Source organism: Pseudomonas palmensis (assembly GCF_017848315.1).
GTDB lineage: Bacteria > Pseudomonadota > Gammaproteobacteria > Pseudomonadales > Pseudomonadaceae > Aquipseudomonas > Aquipseudomonas palmensis.
Genome location: NZ_JAFKEC010000051.1, coordinates 23689 through 42756, shown reverse-complemented (window position 1 = coordinate 42756; position 19068 = coordinate 23689). Strand labels below are relative to the sequence as shown.

Here is a 19068-nt window from a genome sequence, read left to right as displayed (position 1 = left end):
CCCCCAACGTGGGCACTCAAATGTAAAAGTGCGAGATCGCCCACCTGACCCACCTTCTCTGAATATTATGTACCTGCTCAAGCACGTCAGGTCGTGAGGCAGCGAACACCATGAATGCCAACATCCTGTCGTCCATCGCCACGCCCCTCGTTTGAACGGCCTGGCTCTTCTGGCACGGGCTCAGATCGTTCGATAGCGGTGGGATCAGGAAGGGTTAGCTTGAAATGGTAGGGTCGAGAATGAGTTTTAAGTACCACTGGACTTGTTGGTCTGAACTTTGCCATCTGTCATGGCTTCCCCTGCATACCTATCACGGAAAAACGACTGCAGGAGCTGACCTTATGCGAGCATTGACCTACCAGGGAGCACACGACGTCAGGGTCGATAACGTCCCCGATCCCATCATTGAGCAGGAAGACGACATCATCCTCAGGGTCACCGCCACAGCCATTTGCGGCTCTGACCTGCACCTCTACCGAGGCAAAATTCCAGAAACCGAAGCGGGCGATATCTTCGGCCATGAGTTCATGGGCATCGTCGAAGATACCGGCAGTGCCGTCACCAATCTGCAGATCGGCGACCGCGTAGTGATTCCCTTCGTGATCGCTTGCGGCAGCTGTTTCTTCTGCCAGCACGACCTGTTCGCTGCCTGTGAAACCACCAACACAGGCCGTGGCGCGATCATCAACAAGAAGGGCATTCCCCCAGGCGCAGCGCTGTTCGGGTACAGCCATCTCTATGGCGGTATTCCTGGTGGCCAGGCTGACTATGTCAGGGTTCCCAAGGGCAACGTCGGCCCGTTCAAAGTGCCCACCGAGCTGGGCGATGACAAGGTACTGTTCCTCTCGGATATTCTTCCAACCGCTTGGCAGGCGGTCATCAATGCCGAGATTCGCCAGGGTTCATCGGTAGCCATCTACGGCGCCGGGCCAGTCGGCTTGCTGAGCGCCGCCTGTGCGCGAATGCTCGGGGCTCAGACCATCTTCATGGTCGATGACAACGATTACCGCCTGGCCTACGCCCGAGAGGCCTACGGCGTCATACCGATCAACTTCGAGCAGGACGACGACCCCGCAGACAGCATCATCCGCCAGACGCCAGGCATGCGCGGCGTCGATGCAGTGATCGATGCGGTCGGTTTCGAGGCCAAAGGCAGCACTGCCGAAACGGTGATGACGGCGCTGAAGATCGAAGGCAGCAGTGGCAAGGCGCTGCGCCAGAGCATTGCTGCAGTGCGTCGCGGCGGCGTTGTCAGTGTCCCGGGGGTGTACGCCGGCTTCATCCACGCCTTCATGTTCGGCGATGCCTTCGACAAGGGACTCACCTTCAAAATGGGCCAGACCCATGTCCAGAAATACTTGCCCGAACTGCTGCAGCACATCGAAGCAGGGCGCCTGAAACCAGAGCTGATCGTCACCCACCGCCTGGCCCTCGAAGAAGCGGCCATGGGCTACAAGATGTTCGATCAGAAAGAGGATAACTGCCGCAAGGTGATCCTGGTGCCAGGCGCGGCAGCGGGCACCTTGGGCCCTTCCGACGAGCACAGCAAAGGCTGACCCTACAGGAGGCTGTCAGATGATCGATCAAGCGACAGGCATGAAATCCGGCGAACGCTATCGCGTGGAAAACGTGGAGCGGGCACATCAGTTTCCAGGCTTCTTTCAAGACGGGAAGTATTACCTCGGCCCTGAGCTTCTCACCGCCGTGGGCTGGCTCGAAGGTACGCGCTTCATCTACGACAGCCTGGATGCCGCAGGTGAGCCCGTATTTCCAAACCGGGAGGCAGGCACGATCGAAGGGCTGACATTGACCCTGGTCGATGGTACCTCCCTTGAGCTCTCGCAGATCGAGGCCAGCGACACCATTGCCCACCTTGACCCCGCCGCTTCGGGTGCGGAACGAGAAGCACCTGACCGTGGCGCTACGCTCAAAGGGCCTCTGGGCGGCAAGGTTGTGGTCATCACCGGCGCATCCAGCGGTATAGGCCGGGCCGCCGCGCATGCCTTTGCGTGCAAAGGTGCTCGCCTGGTACTCGCAGCACGCGACGAAGAGGCGTTGTTCGACGTCCTGGATGAATGCACCGATTGTGGTACGGATGCCATAGCTATCATGACCGATGTCACCCACAGCGATCAGGTTCAAGCGCTGGCTGCTCAGGCCGCAGACTTTGGCCATGGACGAATCGATATCTGGGTCAACAATGCCGGGGTCGGCGCGGTCGGCAAGTTTGAAGAAACGCCGTTGGAGGCACACGAGCAGGTCATCCAGACAGATCTGATCGGATATCTGCGAGGCGCCTACGTCGCCCTTCCCTTCTTCAAGGCACAGGGCAGCGGCATTCTCATCAACACGCTGTCGCTGGGCAGCTGGATGGCCCAACCCTATGCCGCCGCTTATTCGGCGAGCAAGTTCGGCTTGCGTGGACTGACCGAGGCATTGCGAGGCGAGTTGACTGAATATCCCGACATCCATGTCTGCGATATCTATCCAGCAGTCATGGACACACCAGGCTTCCGAGACGGCGGCAACTACACCGGACATACACTGAGACCGCCAGGCCCCGTATACGATCCCGAGAGGGTGGCAAAGGCTATGGTGGCCTGCGCAATCTCGCCTCGGGCTCACACCACCGTTGGCGCCGCAGCGCGCATCGCGCATTTGGCCAGCTACCTGATACCAGGGCTGCCTCTGTTGTCAGGGAAGCTGACGCGCTGGGGGATAAATCGCAGCCCCACAGCCGAAGCATCATCAGGCAACCTTTTTGAGCCTCCAAGTGGCAGGAGGGGTATCGTCGGAGGCTGGAGGGAGGCAAACGACAAGACGCCGCTGCTGATCGGCGCAGCGGCACTGGGAATCCTTGTGGGTTATACACTCACACACTCACGACGCAGGGATAGCTAGCGGGAGCTCTGCTTACAGAGGAATGAGCGTGGTTTCATTGCGAAATCACGTTCGATCCCTACTCTGCTGACGAGCTCGTGCGATTAACCGGGTGATAGCCTTCCCCTGCTACCGCTCTCAGGGATTCAGTATAGCGTGTCAGCGGCGTCGATGCGCCCAGAAGGTCGCTTAACCACGCCGGCCTGGCTGGAAGGTCGGCGCCAAGCTTGATCCTTCCCAAATGTTCGCGAGCAAAGCTTAATGACGCCACACACACTTGCACCGGTTCTTTCGCGCAACCCGTCGGCCTCGGCGAAAAAACACGAAGTAAACACCCCGCGCCCTGACGTCCGAGTTGAACACAGACTTTCCTGTGTGACGACATGAGGTGAAAGATCATGGCTAACAACCAAACCAACCGTGGCAATCAAGGTGGTACTGCTCAGAACAATCCTGGCAATTTTGCCAATGATCGCGAGAAAGCGTCAGAGGCAGGTCGCAAAGGCGGGCAGAGTTCAGGCGGCAATTTTGCCAACGACCGTGAGCGTGCCTCCGAGGCAGGCCGTAAAGGCGGGCAAAACAGCCACGGCGGCGGACGCGGTAGCGAAAATCGCTAACTGCGGGTGATACAGTGCCAGGGCAATAGCTGCCCTGGCACTTTTCTGTTGAACAGCCATCAGGAAACCCTCTCCTTCCACGCTTCGTATCTGGCAAGGAGCGGCTGGACACTCAACCCATGCAGCAGAATGCTCAACGCCACCACTGACACACCAGGTTGATGCTCTGCTCGGCCAAGGTGGGAAGCAGCCCATGATTGAGGGCATAGAACAAGTAATAGAAGCTGCCGATACCTCGAATGCCAAACCACCCTAAAAGCCCGCGCTGGCGGATATCCAGCATTCCTCGAGCCGGGAACAGCAGGATGCTGATGGGGCGAATGACAAAAAACAAAGCGCTGGCAACCAGCACTGCCCGCCAGTCCCAATGCTCAATGAGCACTACCCCGAGCAGGGTCACCAGAAACACTTCCATTGCCCGTTCGATCATGCTTCCGAACGCCAGCATGTCACCCAACATGATCCCCGCTGCTACCTGCGAGTCGTCGAGCCCTTTCACATCGCCTTTGACGGCTAGCTCCGGCGCCACGTGCTGGTGACCAACCACAGGCTGTACCAGATGTTCAGCAGCCGGCCCTTCTGGGCTATTGGCGGTCTTGACCTCCGCCTGCCGTAAACCGAGGCCCGCAGCGAACACCGCGAGGAACCCATAGGCCTGTATCGACTCGGCGCTCACGTACGTCAACGCAATCAGGGCAAGGGCCAGATAGTCATTGGGCGAGACAGTGCTGTCGTCGTTGCGCAGACGCAAGAACAGCGTGAGTTTGCCCAGGCCGCGCCCCATCCAGTAGCCAAGCAAGAGGCCTGCGGTTACTGCCCACAGCATGTCCTTGAGCAACCAGTCACTGAACCAAGGCTGGCCATTGTCCAGTTGCAGGAACAGTCCAAGCATGACGAAGGGAAACGCCACGCCGTCGTTGAGCCCTGCCTCACCCGACAAGCTGAAGCGGACAAGATCATCGTCCTGGGCATCAACCACCTGCACCAGGGTTGCGAGCACGGGGTCAGTGGGTGCGAGTATCGCCCCGATCAATAGCGAGACTCCCCACCCCAAGCTGAGGCCGTAATGCAGCACCAGCGTTACCCCACCGATGCAGATCAACATCACCGGCCCCGCTAGAAAAAAGGCGCTGCACCAACGGCGGTTGTGCAAGGGCAGGCGCAATTTCAAGCCACTGAAGAACAGCGAGAACAACACCGCGACCTCTGTGAGGTGCTCCATCCACCCGCTCGACTTGCTCAAGTCCAGTTGAAGAAAACCCAGCCCCGATGTACCCAGCCCGATACCCAGGGCAAGGCACACTACGGATGAGGTCACAGGGATCCAGCGCAAATAGGAGGATGAGAGTGCGAGCAGCAGCAAGACTGCGCCCAGCATGGCGAACCAGACGATGAAGGTCATGTGCGCAGAAGCCTTGGGAAGATTTCGAGTATTTTTTTGACGTTCCAGGACGCCACGTCGTTCCGCTGCGCTTAGTGGTTAACCCGATACCTGGGGTAAATGTAAAAAAAGATTTCAGCGCGCCGCTGCGGTCAAACCCTATAGATCGCAATGGAGATGACGTCATGAAATTCGCCCAGTTCTGCCAATGGCTCGCCAACCACGCCGGTAAGCCGAGCACCTTTTTGATCGCCGTGGTGTTGATTGCCATGTGGGCTGCCTCTGGGCCCTGGTTTCACTACAACGATACCTGGCAACTGATCGTCAACACGTCGACCACCATCATCACATTCCTGATGGTTTTCCTGATTCAGAACACCCAGAACCGGGATAACGACATCATCCACGTGAAGCTCGACGAACTGATCCGCGCTACAAAATCTGCGGAGCAGTCAGTATTGGATCTCGAAGCGCTCGATAACCGGGAAATCCATCAACTTCGTAAGGCGTATCAGGCGATGGGCAGCGAATGCGCTCCTCACCACCAGGCTCCTCGTGAGAAGCGTGATGATGAAGCTGCTCGAGATAACCAGCAGCGCTAGCCACCATCTAAACACGCCCTGGGCATCTGTGACCTCAATGCCGAGGTCACAGGCAGTTATAGTCTTCAACCTTTGCTACGGCGCGGGTCAGCTGAACGTGGGTAGGTGCGTTCCTCCTCGAGCGTGCCGTCCGCCTTGTGAATCTTCACGGACGCCGCCTTGCCCTCGAAGAAATCTGCCAGGACACTGACGAGCTCCTGCTTCGTGGCGGCTCGTTTCGAGGCTCGCTCAGCACCGGCTTTCTTCAATTCCCAGCCATCCGAAGTCGGGCTGAGGTGATAATTGTCCATCGGCTGGTTCTCCTCTCTAAAGGGATTGGCCATCGTCCTGAATGTCTTCTTCAGCCTCCGCTGCATCCGTGGCATCAGCGTCATTCAGTGGCGGCGACGTGGGCTTTTCCGGATCGTTGATGAAGGGTACGTCGCTTGGGCCTTTCTCTTCAGAGCCTTCGGTTTTAGGCTGCATGGCAACACCTCCAGCACGTTGATGGAATGCAGGTCTCAGGCCCCTTAGGTAGCACCGACCACCAGAATTCCCTCCCTGGTCATGCGTTATTGAGCAAACCAGGGAACAAATAATTCCATCGAAATGGCAGGTGGTAAGCCACTGCGTATAGACGGCGCGCCGGGGCTATTCGTCCTGCCCGCCACGGCCCACGGGCATTGAGGAGCTCGGTCAGTAATCCCTCAGTCTTCAAAACGTTACCTCCATGTTTTCACGCAAACGTGTTCAGGCCAGCTGGATGTATACCGAGTAGCTACCCAATAGCACCCAGAACACCAGAAAGATCCACGGCGTCCGTAGCGAGAACAGCAATGACTTTCGATGCCCGGCACGCGAGGTTTCCGCCTCGCAGAACAGCGGCGATTCGTCGTAAGCCCGTCCCATCAATGGCTCGCTGCGCAGCAAATGACTTTGTTTGAGCTGCCAGTGATCGATGATGTTGTACGCCGCGCGGATGCCAGGCCAGGCGTTGAGCGCGCTCAATACCCCGAGCAAGGCAAGGAACGCCGGTACGATCAGGGTGAACATCTCGCCCCATCCTTGATTGAGGTTGCCCATGGAGGAGACGAAGGCGATGACCAGGAATGACTGCGCCGCCAGGTAGGCGTCCGTGCGGTTGGCGAGGATGCTGGTTTCGTACTGGATTTCCCGCCGGTAAAAATCCAGACGCTCCTTGGGAGAGCCAAACATCCTGGCATTGTGTTCGCTGATCTCGTGCTCAGGGGTCGTAGGGGTAATGATTCGAGGCACTCGCTGCTCCGGGAGTAGGGCTCCGAGCTACGGGATGAGCCTGGAGCTGAATTCGGTAGAACAGGCGATGGGGCATGGAATTCAATTGAATTGATAGCCCGCACCGCTCGTCGTACCAACCGCAGATTGAAACCAACACGCGGAGGCGGGGCCTTTCGAACCGGTATGAACGTTCTCAACTGCAGGAGCTTCTACCATGCGAGACTTCCCTACCCCGCCCTTCCCTTCGCAGCCTCAAGATGTTCCCGGCTCACAGCGCAAGATGGAGCCTTACCCGGATTGTGGTGAGCAGTCGTATACCGGCCACAATCGACTCGAAGGCAAGATTGCACTCATCACCGGAGCCGACAGCGGCATCGGGCGGGCAGTAGCGATTGCCTACGCCCGTGAAGGAGCCGACGTCGCCATCGCTTATCTGAATGAGCATGACGACGCGCAAGAAACCGCACGCTGCGTCGAGGCCGCAGGCCGTCAATGCCTTCTGTTGCCCGGAGACCTGGCGCATAAACAGCACTGCTACGACATCGTTGAAAAGACCGTCAGCCAGTTCGGGCGTATCGACATCCTGGTCAACAACGCGGCGTTCCAGATGTCCCACGAGACCCTGGAGGAAATTGACGATGACGAATGGGTCAAGACCTTCGATACCAACATCACCGCCATCTTCCGTATTTGCCAGGCGGCACTGCCTTCCATGCCCAAGGGCAGTTCGATCATCAACACGAGCTCGGTCAATTCCGACGATCCATCCCCCAGCCTGCTTGCCTATGCCACGACCAAGGGGGCCATTGCCAACTTCACTGCGGGCCTTGCTCAGCTGCTAGGCAAGAAAGGTATTCGGGTCAACAGCGTCGCGCCAGGCCCTATCTGGACGCCTTTGATTCCGGCCACCATGCCGGACGAGGCCGTCAAGAACTTTGGTTCCAGCTACCCGATGGGGCGCCCCGGTCAACCGGTGGAGGTCGCGCCGATCTACGTGCTGCTGGGCTCCGACGAGGCCAGTTACATCAGTGGCTCACGTTACGCAGTGACGGGTGGCAAACCGATCCTCTAGCCAAAAGAGGCTCGCCGTGCTGGCGAGCCTCACCCCCTTTAGCGTGGCAGTTTCAGCGTTTGTGCTGATCGTGATCACGGGCCGTTTTTTGCGCTGTCGAGTCATGGGATGTGCCGGTGGACCCATCCGGACGATGGGCATCGTTATCTCGCTCCTCTTCGCCGGGCGGCCTCGTCTGCGCGGCGTCCTCTTGCCTGTTGCTCTGTTTCTTCATCTTGCGCTCCCGTCCTTTGCCTTTGAACAAGGGAAGCCAAAGCACGGGCAAAGTTCATGTCAGGTTCACTTCTCGAGATAGCCGGGCAGTAGATGAGATGAACCAAACACACCAGGATCGCGTCCACCGCAAAACAAGCGAGTCGACGCTGGAATGGAAAACGACCCTGTACTGGCCACCCTCGGCTATCTCAAAAACAACAAACTGGTTCTGAGCACAGCAGAATCATGCACTGCAGGCTGCCTTGTGGCGTTGTTGGCGGCGATACCGGGTACCGGAGAGGTGCTGGAAAGCGGCTATGTCGTCTACTCGCCCAGCGCCAAGAAACGCCTGCTGGGGGTCAGCGCCGAAACCATCGAGCGATACGGCCTGACCAGCGAAGCAGTAGCCCGGGAAATGGCCTTGGGCGCCTTGCGAGACAGCGATGCCAATGTGGTGATCGCCACCACCGGGGTAGCCGGGCCGGCGCCCGAGTCCGGGATACCACCGGGGACGATGTGCTTTGCGTGGGCTTTTGCCGGCGACCCCGTTGCCGTTTTCACGCGCACTCAACGTTTCTTCGGCGAGCGGTCTGAGGTCATGCGCCAAGGCGCGCTGTTCGGGTTGACCCGGCTTTCCCACTATCACCAGCGCTGGTTACGCGGCGAGCGCGCCTGAGGGCTGTGATCATGTCGGAAGATGAACTGCTATCCAGGCGTCATCCTGTTCAAGAAGACATGCCGATGCAGCAGCGTGTCTGGCGCTTCGAGCGCGTGGGATGGTATGTGCTTGTGGCCATCGTACTGCTTGCCTTGGCAGGCCTGTTCGGTAATGGCCCGTTGAGCGATGCCGAGGTGGTCAGCCAGGATGGCCGGGTACGGGTTGAGTATCAACGCCTCAGCCGAAGCGGCACGACAGACAGCCTTTTCATCACCGTTCAGGGTATTCCTGGTCAGCCGGTGGAGCTGCAACTCGAGGGATCATTGCTCCGTGACGCCAGCATCGAGACGTTACAACCGGAGCCGCAACGTTCGATGTCGCATGGCCAGGCCATGCTGTTCCAGCTGGGTACCAAGCACGATGGGGTCGCCACCCTGTACCTGACCCTACGAAGTGAGCACGTGGGGACTCTGGAGTGCAGCGTCAAGGCTGGCCCTGAAAGCGCCGTTCACTTCTCCACATTCCTTTACCCCTAGGAGTGCGTCATGGACTCGATCCTCCGCGCAGCCGGAATGTACGTCGCCCTCATGCTGCTGTTTCGCGTGGCCGGGCGGCGCTCGCTGGCCGATTTGACGACCTTCGACTTCGTGTTGTTGCTGATCATCGGGGAAGCCACCCAGCAGGCGCTTCTGGGTGACGATTTTTCATTCACCAATGCCATGCTGGTGATTGCCACGCTGATCGTTCTGGACGTCGGCCTTTCACTCGCGAAGCTGAACTCCAGGCCCTTGGCCAGGTTTCTGGATGGGCACGCTACCTTGGTTGTCGAGAATGGGCGCTTTCTGCATCACCGCATGCGTCGGGCACGCCTCACGGAGGACGATATCCTTGAATCAGCGCGGGACAGCCAAGGCATCGAGAGGATTGAGCAGGTGAAGTTCGCTATCGTCGAACGCAACGGAAAGATTTCGATCATTCCTGCCGAGTAAGGCACGGGGCCGCTCCTCGCTCATCCCGAATTGCCCCCGATTGCTCAGTACTCAATTCAGACGAACCAGACGCCAGGTAGCCATGTCGGAAGCAGAACACATGATCTGGTAGGCATACCGATGGAAAGAGAACCGGCAGAAGTCCAACAGGGCAAACCTCAGCGAGATGAGGGTGGATGGTTGCCCCTGGAGCAGTATGGTGCGCTCGGGGATGGACGTTCCGTGGCACTGATTGGACTGGACGGTTCCATCGACTGGTGGTGTGTGCCGCACATGGATTCACCCCCCCTGTTCGACAAGTTGCTGGCCCCTCAGACTGGAGGCTTCTTTGCCATCACCCCTAGCGAGCCATTCGTTGCTGAGCGCCGCTACCTGGCAGACAGCAACGTCCTTGAGACAATTTTCATTACCCGTCAGGGTCGTGCCCGGCTGACGGAATCCTTGAACAGTGGCCCTGCTGGACGCCTGCCTTGGGCCGAACTTGCCAGACGCATCGAAGGTATCGAGGGTAAAGTCGATTTCGTGATAGCTATCGACTTCGGAACCCAGGCCGACACGGTAAGCCCCTACGTGGCGCCGAATGACAATGCCTGCGTTTTTCATGCGGGCCGAATACTCGGCATGTTCCTGCACGACCATCATGTGCACATCGAACGCAAAGACGACATGGGCGTCCGTGCTGTCCTTAGCCTTGCAGCAGGACAACGCTCAGTGGTCGCAATCATCGCAGGACGAGATGAGCCCTTGGTGGTACCCCCATTGGCCCTGATCGATGAACGCATCGACGGCTCGCATCGGGAGTGGTGCCAATGGTCGAAGGGGTTGGTCTATGACGGCCCGTACCAGACCCAAGTAGTCCGCAATACGCTGGCCCTCAAGCTTCTGCTGTCCTCTCCAAGTGGGTCGATCATGGCGGCAGCGACCTCATCCCTTCCCGAACGGATTGGCGGCAGCAAGAACTACGATTACCGCTTCGCCTGGATACGCGATGCCGGCTACACCATCGAAGCGTTTCTGGGTATCGGCGCGCAGCCGGAAGCCAAAGCTGCGTTCACTTGGCTACTGCGCCGGTTGGATGAACATGGGCCACGGGTGTTTTATACCCTGGACGGTGCTATCGGTGATTGCGTGCGCCCCGTCGATCTGCCTGGCTACAAGAACTCCCCGCCAGTCGTCGGCAATGATGCCCGCGACCAACTCCAACACGGCGTCTTCGGCGATATCTTCGAAACAGCGCGCTGCTTCATCGACAGCGGCAACATTCTTGATTCTCCGAGCGCAATGCTCCTCTCAGACCTTGCCGACCAATGCGCCGACTGTTGGCGTCAGCAGGACGCCGGTATCTGGGAGTTACCGGAAAAGCAGCACTACACGATGTCCAAGATCAGTTGCTGGCAAGCCTTGAGCCGGGCCATCGAACTGGCAGATGGTGGCCACCTTCCCACCACCTGCCGGGAACGCTGGGATCGCGAGCGGCAGCGCATCCAGGCATGGATCGAGGCGCACTGCTGGAGCGAAGAACGCCAGGCGTACCTGTTCTATCCAGACAGCGACCGACTTGACGCTTCACTGGCACTGGCTGTCAGGTTCGGTTACCCCAGTAAAGAACGTATGGGCAGCACACTGGAAGCCATTGATCATGATCTTAGGGCCGGAGCTTTCCATTATCGCTACACCGATGCAGAGGAAGAGGAAGGTTGCTTCCTGGCCTGCACATTCTGGTTGATCGAAGCCTGGGCCATTCTGGGTAACCAGGATCGCGCCGTAGCCGCCTATGCAGATGCTTTGAAAGGGCTATCACACGGGGTAGGCATCTACTCGGAGATGATCGATGCGCAGACTGGGCAATATCTGGGCAACCTTCCGCAGGGCCTGACTCACCTGGCAGCCCTCAAGGCTGCAATGGCTATCGGGGGCTGCCATCCTGAACGATGACGCCAGACATCATCTGCGTTGAACCGTCTCGCTTGCGCCATGAATCTGCGAGGATGGCGGAAGAACACACAACTGGAAATTGCCGGGTGATAACGCACTGACAAGCCGGTGAGGGTTGCTTCTAATACATGCAGGTTGCCCTTCTCACCAAACTTCCGTCCTTGGAAGCAGTGAGAGCGGATCACGCCGCAGGCTTGAGCACCACTTTCGTCCAGCCATCATCCCGCGCATCGAAGTGCTTGTAGGCATCTGGGCCTTCAGCAAGCTTCAAACGATGAGAGATAATCTGGGAAGGCTTGGCACGCCCATGCTGGATGAGCTCTGCAAGACGACGGTTGTAGGCCTTCACGTTCGCCTGACCTGTGCGGATCTGCTGGCCCTTGAACCAGAACGCACCGAAATCGAAGGCCATCTTGCCCTCTTTCGCCAAGTCGTTCTTCGCACCAGGGTCTTCAGGCACGAACACGCCTACTACGCCAATGCCACCGGTAGCCTTGGTGGAAGCGACCAGGTTGTTCATGGTGAGGTAGTTCGCTTCATGGCCATGCTTGTCGCAGCACTGGTAGCCCACGCACTCACAGCCCCGGTCGGTGCCTTTGCCGTGGGTAAGGTTCATGATCTCTTCGACTGCTTTTTGCTCGACTGCATTGATTGGGGTTGCCCCCAGCTGCGCGGCAAGTTGCAGCCGATCCGGTTGGTTGTCGATGACGAACACCTGAGACGCGCCTTTGATGATTGCCGAATGGGCCGCCATCAGGCCGACAGGCCCCGCGCCGTAAATCGCAATGCTCTCACCCGGAAGCAGGCCGGCCAGTTCTGTTGCATGCCAACCGGTGGGAAAAATATCCGAGAGCATGACGTAGTCGTCTTCACGCTCCTGGGCGTCCTCCGGCAGTATCAAGCAGTTGAAGTCCGCATAAGGCACACGCAGCAGCTCAGCCTGCCCGCCCTGATAAGGGCCCATGTCGGCAAAACCGTAAGCGGCGCCCGCAGCACCAGGGTTCGCTGTAAGGCAAAACCCAGTGAGGCCTTTTTCACAGTTCTCACAGAACCCACAGCCGATATTGAAAGGTAGGCAGACCCGATCACCGACCTTGACCCGGTCGACCCCTGCCCCAACCTCGATGACCTCACCGAGATTTTCGTGGCCAAACACTCTCCCGGCTTCAAATGAGGTGCGGCCTTCGTACATGTGCAAATCAGAACCGCAGATGTTGGTCGTCGTGATGCGTACCAGCACATCCGTAGGCTTTTCGATTTTTGCGTCCGGCACATCCTTGACCGCTACGTCACGTGGGCCGTTGTACACGATTGCTTTCATGTTGAACTCCCTGAAAGTGAGGGGCGACAGAAAAGTTGCCCTACCCTGTTCAGGCGTTCACTCAGGTTTGAGTGTTCAATGCGTCACGTCTTGAGCCGGATCAGTGGCGCTAATCAACGTTGCTACGGGCGTTGCAAACACGCTTAGACTGTCAAGCCCAGAGGCAGGACAGCCTCGCAACCTCACCCCACGCCGGTCGGGCCATCGAGAACTTGCCTCACCCTGCGCGCAAGCAATGAACACGTGCGGGCGCTTGCGGCCGATGAGCGCGTCACGCGCATTCATGAAGATATTGACCAACGCCACTTCCGCCTGTGTTGGATTGCTTTTCTGTGGGTCTTGCATAATGTAAATAGATAAACATTTTATGTTGAGATCTCTACATGCTTGATTGGTCGCTTTTGATCCTTGGTTTGCCCACGGCGAACGCTACCGAGCGAATGCGCGCTTGGAGAACCCTGAAGGCCTCTGGTGCGGCAGTTTTACGGGATGGCGTATACCTGCTGCCTGAAAAAAGCGTGGGCCGTGAAGCGTTTCAAGCCGTGCAGCGAGATGTGCTGGCCATCAACGGCACGGCATTTCTGCTGTCGCTGTCTGAGCGCGAGGAGCGTTTCAGCGGGCTATTCGACAGAAGCGATGAGTACGAAAAGCTGCTGGAGGAAATTGCAGGCTGGCGGGCTGACCTGTCCCCGGATAATGCACTGCAGATAGCCCGGCAGGTGCGCAAGCTCAGGAAGGCTTTCGGCCAGTTGGCGGCGATCGACTTCTTCCCAGGCGTGCTCAAGGCACAAGCCGATTTGGCCCTGCAGGCGCTTGAGACCTCGATTAGCCGTGCACTGTCCCCCGATGAGCCGAGGGCACACGATGAGGCCATCAGCCAGCTGGAACGCAGCGAATACCAAGGTCGCCGATGGGCAACGCGAAAGCGCCCATGGGTAGACCGGTTGGCATGTGCCTGGCTGATCCGTCGCTTCATCGATCCCGACGCCCGATTCATTTGGCTGGACAGTCCAGGTGACTGCCCAAGCGATGCGCTCGGCTTCGATTTTGATGGGGCCATGTTCAGCCACGTCGGCCACCGTGTTTCCTTCGAAACCCTCATTGAGAGCTTTGCCGTTCAGCAGCCAGGCTTGGCACGCCTGGCAGGTGTTATCCACTACCTGGATGTTGGGGGATACCAACCTTCCGAAGCACCCGGTATCGAGCGTGTCCTCGCCGGCCTGAGAGAGAGCATTGGCGATGACGATCAACTGATGATGGTCGCCGGAGGCATCTTTGATGGCCTGCTGACGGCTTTCGCGATTGAGGAAACCCCAAATGGCTGAGACCACCTCTGCAGTGAGCAAGCAGCCGCCATCGCAAGCGACTCTGCAGCCGATTAGCCTCTATGAAGCCTTCCTGTTCTGGCTCAAATTGGGCTTCATCAGTTTTGGCGGGCCCGCCGGGCAGATCTCGATCATGCACCAGGAGCTGGTTGAGCGCCGGCGGTGGATCAGCGAGAAGCGGTTTCTGCACGCGCTGAACTACTGCATGTTGCTGCCTGGCCCTGAAGCTCAGCAGCTGGCCACTTACATCGGCTGGCTGATGCACCGCACATGGGGCGGGGTAATTGCCGGCGCGTTGTTCGTGCTACCTTCGCTGTTCATCCTGATCGGTTTGTCGTGGGTCTACGTCGCTTTTGGCGAAGTACCGGTAGTCGCAGGGATTTTCTATGGCATCAAGCCGGCGGTGACGGCGATTGTCCTCCACGCAGCCCACCGGATTGGCTCGCGAGCCCTGAAGAATGCTTGGCTGTGGGCCATGGCCGGCGCCTCGTTCGTGGCGATCTTCGCCCTCAACGTGCCGTTCCCGCTGATCGTGCTGGTGGCTGCCATCATCGGCTACGTGGGTGGTCGCTTCGCCCCAGGCAAATTCGTGATCGGTGGCGGTCATGGGGGCGCGAAGAACAGCTATGGCCCTGCCCTGATCGATGACGATACCCCAACACCCGAACATGCCCGTTTCAGCTTGAGGCATCTGGTATGCCTGCTGCTGATAGGTGCTGGGCTCTGGGTCCTGCCCCTGGGACTTCTGTCACTGTCGTTTGGCTGGGACGGCACCCTGACGCAGATGGGCTGGTTCTTCACGAAGGCCGCACTGATGACTTTTGGCGGTGCATATGCGGTATTGCCCTATGTCTACCAAGGCGCTGTAGGGCACTACGGGTGGCTGACACCCACCCAGATGATCGATGGTCTCGCCTTGGGAGAAACCACACCGGGGCCACTGATCATGGTGGTCGCCTTCGTCGGCTTCGTCGGTGGCTACGTCAATCCGATGTTCGGGAGCGAACACCCATTCCTTGCTGGCGCCGTCGCGGCGAGCCTCGTCACCTGGTTCACCTTTTTGCCGTCTTTCTTGTTCATTCTCATCGGTGGGCCATTGGTAGAGTCGACCCACAACGCGATCAAATTTACCGCACCGCTGACAGGGATCACGGCCGCAGTAGTGGGCGTGATCCTGAACCTCGCCCTGTTCTTCGGCTACCACGTGCTCTGGCCGAAAGGCTTTGGTGGAGCGCTTGACTGGCCATGCGCGGCTATTGCGGCTGCAGCTGCGATTGCTTTGTTCCGCTTCAAGCGGGGCGTGATCGAAGTGCTGTTCGCTTGCGCCCTGGCCGGCCTGGCAGTTCACCTGTGGCGGGCATGAAACCAGTGGATGTGCCAAGCAATGCTGCCAGTGTCGGTCGATCAACCACGCCTTTCGCCCACCACCGGTCGTCAGCGCCATTGACCTCCAAGCCGGCTCCCCGGTCAACCCTTGGAGACCTCGACCGCGACGGTGAACCAATGGACGTGCTTGCTGACAATGAAATGTCGACCCGTAGTCATGTGGTGGGGCAACTCATCCTGGTGTTCTCCCTGATCTTGTTGTTAGCCCTGTTGCTGGGGCTGTTTTCCCTCTACCGCCTCGCCGAGGCGCTCGATGTTCAACAAATGGAGCAAAGCCGTTTCCATGCTGATTCGGCCATCAACCAACTGCAGAGGAACGACAGGACGTTTCTGCTGACCCACGCCGATTGGCAGGCCGCCTACGATCACCTGGGGAGACAGGTCGACGCGCATTGGGCATACATCGAGGATAATGTAGGAGCCACGCTCTTCACCTCCGATGGGTACGAGGGGGTATACGTGCTCGATGATGACGGTACCCGGTACGCCATGCTGGAAGGTCAGCTCAGCGAGCGGGGGCTTGAGCAGCTAACCGACAGTACTGGCAAGATCTTGCACCTTGCTCGCCAAGCCGCGCAGCATGACCAGGCGACTTCGGGATACATCATGTTTCGTGGCCTGCCATCGTTGTACAGCGCTGCACTGATACGTCCACAGGCCCAACCCCACCACCTGCCGGAACCTACGGCGGTGATGGTATTCATTCGTGTTCTTTCGCCTAAGCTGCTGTGGGAACTGGGCAAGTCGGCGGGGTTGTCCGGCGTGGCTGTAAGCGATTCGACCGAGCAGCGTAAAGGGCGCGGTGCTCTTGCACTCGAAGGCATCGGTCGCGCCCTTACCTGGGATTTACCGCAGCCTGGTTCCCAATTGATCAAGACAGTCATCACGCCCCTCGCTATCGCTGTGCTCCTGATTGCGCTGACCATTGCCTTGTTTGCACGCTATGCGATGCGGGCCAGCACCAGGATCGATCGTAGCCACCGTGCGCTTGAGATCTCCAGAGCTGCCCTGCAATCGAGTGAAGAACGCTTCAAGGCCGTGGCCGAAGCCGCGTCGGACTGGATCTGGGAAACCGATGTGCTCCTGAGACTAACCTACCTGTCGGACCGGTTTAGCGAACTGACCGGGCATCCTGTCGACGTATGGCGACAGCGCCCGATTACCGAGCTGCTGTCGTGTGATACCAGCCATCTCCAGACCTGGCTTCATAGTCTGGCTGCGACAGGCTCTTCCGGTACCCTACGCTGCCAGTACCAGGATCATCTTGGCCAACAGCGTATTTGCACAATCGCTTCCCGCGCAATCGTGGATCAGAGCGTCTGTACCGGATTTCGTGGCACTTGCAGCGACATCACCGACGAAGTAGCCGCACATGCCCACATTCAGCACCTCTCCTTGCACGACGCCCTTACCGGGCTGCCGAATCGCAACAAGCTGTTCCGGTTCCTCGAACAAACCATTACCGGCACTGGCCCCCTCCAGGTAGCACTGCTGATACTGGATCTTGATAATTTCAAGCCGATCAACGACAGCCTGGGGCATCCGGCCGGCGATGCGGTGTTGCTCGAGGTGGCCGGCCGCCTAAGTCAGGTTACTCGCGAGAGTGACCTTGTCGCCCGCCTGGGAGGCGACGAGTTCATCGTCGTAGTGACACGGCCAGGGGATCACAAGGACATGGACCGATTCTGCATCCGCTTGATCGAAGCAATCAGGCGACCCATGCAAGTCGAGGGGCATAGTGTTCAAGTGGGTGTGAGTCTTGGTGTCGTGATGTCGGCCGAGTATCCCGGTACGCCAACCGATTTGATCCGCTACGCTGACGTGGCCCTTTACAGCGCCAAGCAGGCGGGCAAAAACACCTGGCGCTTTTTTTCGGCGCAACTGAATGCAGCATTGATGGACAAGCGTGTGCTGGAAAGCGAACTACGCGACGGCATACCACGTGGCGAGCTTGTGCTGCATTTCCAGCCGCGCTTCAAGGTCGACGGGGTCTCGCTCGCCTCGGCTGAGGCCCTCGTGAGGTGGCAACACCCACGCCTGGGTCTGCTGCGCCCGGATCGGTTCATCCCGCTGGCCGAAGAGTCAGACCTGATCGTGTTGCTTGGCAACTGGGTGTTGCAGGAAGCCTGCGATAAAGCCCGCGGCTGGCCGCAGGCAGTGATGGTGTCGGTAAACATGTCGCCGGCCCAGTTCAGCCGCAGCGATGTCGTTCGCGACGTCGGAGACGCATTGCGCACCACCGGCCTGCCGGCCCATCGCCTGGAACTGGAAATTACTGAAAACGTCATGCTCAACGACGTTGAAGGCGCTCTGCATACCATGCAGGCACTGAAGGAGCTAGGCGTGCGCCTGAACATGGACGACTTCGGGACCGGTTACTCCTCTCTGGGTTACCTACGTACCTACCCGTTCGACAGCATCAAGATCGACAAGCGCTTCGTCCAGCATCTGGGCAAGAGCGGCAGTGACCGTAGCGTGGTCCAGGCCATCATCAATCTTGGCAACGCAATGGGTATGACGGTAACTGCCGAAGGTGTCGAGACCGCTGAGCAACTGGCCCTCCTTAGCGATGACCAATGCCATGAAGTGCAAGGTTTCCTGCTCAGCAAACCGCTGGAAAACGAAGCGCTGATAGGGATGATGAGAGAGCAGTTATCATACCCCTGATTCAGGGTCGCTAGCCGGTACTCCAGGGGAGCGCTGGTTTTCCTTGTCATTGCCAAGGCCGGGACTGGAACCCGGACCATCAGGTTTGGGCGGGTCGTCAGGTATCTGAGCCCCTTCGTTCAGTTGAGCATCCCGGGGCATACCCAATCCACTGTTCGCACCGCCAGGATCTGGATGCTCACTGGATACTGAGTTGTTTGCATCCACGTCGTCCATCTGTTCTTCGATGGGTGACTCATCATCTGGCGGCAGTGGTACTTCAACCGCTTTGGTCCCGGGACCGAGGGATGGTTCATCTTCGTTTGCATCAATGTCCATGTCCTTTCTCCGTTCAGAGGCAGATGGTATCTGCACCTAAACGTGAGAAGCGGGCGTGGCTCACGGGTGCCCGCGGCCAGACAAGTGGCATTTGTCCATCCGTTTTGCACCTTCCGTCGCGCTGAGGGCACCCTTCGGTATACGGCAGGCCGAACACTGGGTGAACAACCAGAAACGGAGTTTCACCATGAACGCAGAAAAAACATACGCGCTGCTACTCGCAATGTGCCTGGGTTGCACGGCGCCACTTGCCCTGGCCGCCACCGACCTGAACGATCAACGCGCCCCGGGCACGCAACCGCACAGCAATGGGCACATGAACGGCCAAGGCGGTGCGACAGGCTCAGGAACACCAGCCGATGGCATGGGCACGAGTAATGGCGGTACCCATGACAATGGAACGGACAACACGGGAGGTGACGGTACCGATACTGAAACGGGCTCCGGCGGTAATGGAGGGAACGGTAGCGGTGCAGGTCCGGGGAG

At 58.6% G+C, this 19068-nt stretch carries 17 protein-coding genes and 2 pseudogenes; 12 read left to right on the top strand and 7 right to left on the bottom strand.

Annotated elements, in window-relative coordinates; genetic code table 11:
• The first annotated feature begins 341 nt into the window (after positions 1-341).
• From JZZ72_RS21815 to JZZ72_RS21805, 3 genes and pseudogenes are all read left to right on the top strand, one after another.
• Positions 342-1556, top strand: coding sequence for a zinc-dependent alcohol dehydrogenase (locus JZZ72_RS21815; protein WP_210015132.1), 1215 nt, complete (start codon positions 342-344; stop codon positions 1554-1556).
• Between the two features lie 19 nt (positions 1557-1575).
• Positions 1576-2901, top strand: coding sequence for an SDR family oxidoreductase (locus tag JZZ72_RS21810; protein WP_016486367.1), 1326 nt, complete (start codon positions 1576-1578; stop codon positions 2899-2901).
• Positions 2902-3302: 401 nt separating this feature from the next.
• Positions 3303-3497: pseudogene (locus JZZ72_RS21805) on the top strand (general stress protein); the annotation flags it as partial.
• Between the two features lie 59 nt (positions 3498-3556).
• Here JZZ72_RS21805 and JZZ72_RS21800 read toward each other — a convergent pair.
• Positions 3557-4899: pseudogene (locus tag JZZ72_RS21800) on the bottom strand (cation:proton antiporter).
• Positions 4900-5063: 164 nt separating this feature from the next.
• On the opposite strand from JZZ72_RS21800, the gene JZZ72_RS21795 reads away from it, so the two are divergent.
• On the top strand, positions 5064-5480 hold the full coding sequence (locus JZZ72_RS21795; protein ID WP_210015131.1) for a low affinity iron permease family protein: 417 nt from the start codon (positions 5064-5066) through the stop codon (positions 5478-5480).
• Between the two features lie 65 nt (positions 5481-5545).
• Here JZZ72_RS21795 and JZZ72_RS21790 read toward each other — a convergent pair whose 3' ends face one another.
• The 3 genes from JZZ72_RS21790 to JZZ72_RS21780 all read right to left on the bottom strand — a co-directional run bounded on the left by JZZ72_RS21790 (position 5546) and on the right by JZZ72_RS21780 (position 6734).
• The gene (locus JZZ72_RS21790) at positions 5546-5770 is read right to left on the bottom strand and encodes a DUF2188 domain-containing protein (protein WP_210015130.1); all 225 of its coding nucleotides are present in this window, start codon (positions 5768-5770) and stop codon (positions 5546-5548) included.
• A 16-nt stretch (positions 5771-5786) separates the two neighbouring features.
• Positions 5787-5945 (bottom strand): hypothetical protein, encoded by a 159-nt coding sequence (locus JZZ72_RS21785; RefSeq protein ID WP_016486362.1) that lies wholly within the window; start codon positions 5943-5945, stop codon positions 5787-5789.
• Between the two features lie 264 nt (positions 5946-6209).
• The gene (locus tag JZZ72_RS21780) at positions 6210-6734 is read right to left on the bottom strand and encodes a hypothetical protein (RefSeq protein ID WP_210015129.1); all 525 of its coding nucleotides are present in this window, start codon (positions 6732-6734) and stop codon (positions 6210-6212) included.
• 196 nt (positions 6735-6930) lie between these two features.
• Here JZZ72_RS21780 and JZZ72_RS21775 point away from each other — a divergent pair, with 196 nt between their 5' ends.
• The gene (locus JZZ72_RS21775) at positions 6931-7788 is read left to right on the top strand and encodes an SDR family oxidoreductase (RefSeq protein ID WP_210015128.1); all 858 of its coding nucleotides are present in this window, start codon (positions 6931-6933) and stop codon (positions 7786-7788) included.
• Positions 7789-7840: 52 nt separating this feature from the next.
• On the opposite strand, the gene JZZ72_RS21770 is transcribed toward JZZ72_RS21775, so the two are convergent.
• Positions 7841-8002 carry a hypothetical protein gene (locus tag JZZ72_RS21770; RefSeq protein ID WP_016486359.1) on the bottom strand — a complete coding sequence of 54 codons (162 nt, stop codon included), beginning with the start codon at positions 8000-8002 and terminating at the stop codon, positions 7841-7843.
• Between the two features lie 153 nt (positions 8003-8155).
• On the opposite strand from JZZ72_RS21770, the gene JZZ72_RS21765 reads away from it, so the two are divergent.
• The 4 genes from JZZ72_RS21765 (at position 8156) to JZZ72_RS21750 (ending at position 11565) form a co-directional block, all read left to right on the top strand.
• A complete protein-coding gene (locus tag JZZ72_RS21765) occupies positions 8156-8659 on the top strand; it encodes a CinA family protein (RefSeq protein ID WP_054888265.1) in 504 nt (167 codons plus the stop codon).
• Positions 8660-8670: 11 nt separating this feature from the next.
• Positions 8671-9177, top strand: a complete 507-nt coding sequence (locus JZZ72_RS21760) for a hypothetical protein (RefSeq protein WP_024717777.1) — start codon at positions 8671-8673, stop codon at positions 9175-9177.
• Positions 9178-9186: 9 nt separating this feature from the next.
• Positions 9187-9630: a DUF421 domain-containing protein gene (locus tag JZZ72_RS21755; RefSeq protein ID WP_054888264.1), complete on the top strand. Its 444-nt coding sequence runs from the start codon at positions 9187-9189 to the stop codon at positions 9628-9630.
• A 180-nt stretch (positions 9631-9810) separates the two neighbouring features.
• The gene (locus JZZ72_RS21750) at positions 9811-11565 is read left to right on the top strand and encodes a glycoside hydrolase family 15 protein (protein WP_024717778.1); all 1755 of its coding nucleotides are present in this window, start codon (positions 9811-9813) and stop codon (positions 11563-11565) included.
• A gap of 181 nt (positions 11566-11746) precedes the next feature.
• On the opposite strand, the gene JZZ72_RS21745 is transcribed toward JZZ72_RS21750, so the two are convergent.
• The gene (locus JZZ72_RS21745) at positions 11747-12886 is read right to left on the bottom strand and encodes a glutathione-independent formaldehyde dehydrogenase (RefSeq protein ID WP_016486354.1); all 1140 of its coding nucleotides are present in this window, start codon (positions 12884-12886) and stop codon (positions 11747-11749) included.
• Positions 12887-13269: 383 nt separating this feature from the next.
• Between JZZ72_RS21745 and JZZ72_RS21740 the strand changes: the two genes are divergently transcribed.
• From JZZ72_RS21740 to JZZ72_RS21730, 3 genes are all read left to right on the top strand, one after another.
• Positions 13270-14211, top strand: coding sequence for a chromate resistance protein ChrB domain-containing protein (locus JZZ72_RS21740; protein ID WP_210015127.1), 942 nt, complete (start codon positions 13270-13272; stop codon positions 14209-14211).
• Entirely contained in the window at positions 14204-15574 is a 1371-nt protein-coding gene (gene chrA / locus JZZ72_RS21735) for a chromate efflux transporter (protein ID WP_016486352.1), read from the top strand. Before JZZ72_RS21740 ends, chrA begins: the two co-directional genes overlap by 8 nt.
• Before the next feature lie 140 nt (positions 15575-15714).
• The gene (locus tag JZZ72_RS21730) at positions 15715-18264 is read left to right on the top strand and encodes a bifunctional diguanylate cyclase/phosphodiesterase (protein WP_054888262.1); all 2550 of its coding nucleotides are present in this window, start codon (positions 15715-15717) and stop codon (positions 18262-18264) included.
• Here the strand turns inward: JZZ72_RS21730 and JZZ72_RS21725 are convergent.
• Entirely contained in the window at positions 18253-18582 is a 330-nt protein-coding gene (locus JZZ72_RS21725) for a hypothetical protein (protein ID WP_080641019.1), read from the bottom strand. The genes JZZ72_RS21730 and JZZ72_RS21725 overlap by 12 nt on opposite strands.
• Between the last annotated feature and the right edge of the window lie 486 nt (positions 18583-19068).